Consider the following 426-nt stretch of genomic DNA (forward strand, 5'->3'; position numbering starts at 1 on the left):
GTACCGAGCTTCAGCTTGTCGAGTGCGATCCGGTGCGGATCGTAGATGAGCCGCACCGCCGCCGGCTGCCAGACCTGATCGCCAACGCCGAGTTTGCCGAGATCGAGCATGACATTGGCCTGCTCCGGCCAGCCGCCATTGGGGCCGGCGAGCGTCTTGGCCCATTGCAAAGCGACGTCGAGATCGGCGCTGTCGCCCTTCAGCTCGGCGTCGATCTGCGGTCCCTGATCGTCGCGGCGGCCGCGGTAGGCGAAACGGCCGCGCAGCGTATCGCCTCCGCTTTCCACCGTCAGCGGATCGAGTACCAGCGCATCGGAACCGGCGCGGACGCCACCGGCGATCCGCAGCGCCTTGCTCAGTCCGCCGCCGGCCGTCGGCGTGCGGCCCTGCAGCCAGGCGGCGAGCAGATCGGGGTCGGTGGACGAC

At 69.7% G+C, this 426-nt stretch carries 1 pseudogene; it reads right to left on the bottom strand.

From position 1 onward, the window contains the following. Positions 1-426 (bottom strand): annotated as a pseudogene (locus DY467_RS25700) (AsmA family protein); the annotation flags it as partial.

Source organism: Rhodopseudomonas sp. BR0G17, from assembly GCF_010907025.1.
In the GTDB taxonomy this organism is placed as follows: Bacteria; Pseudomonadota; Alphaproteobacteria; order Rhizobiales; family Xanthobacteraceae; genus Rhodopseudomonas; species Rhodopseudomonas palustris_H.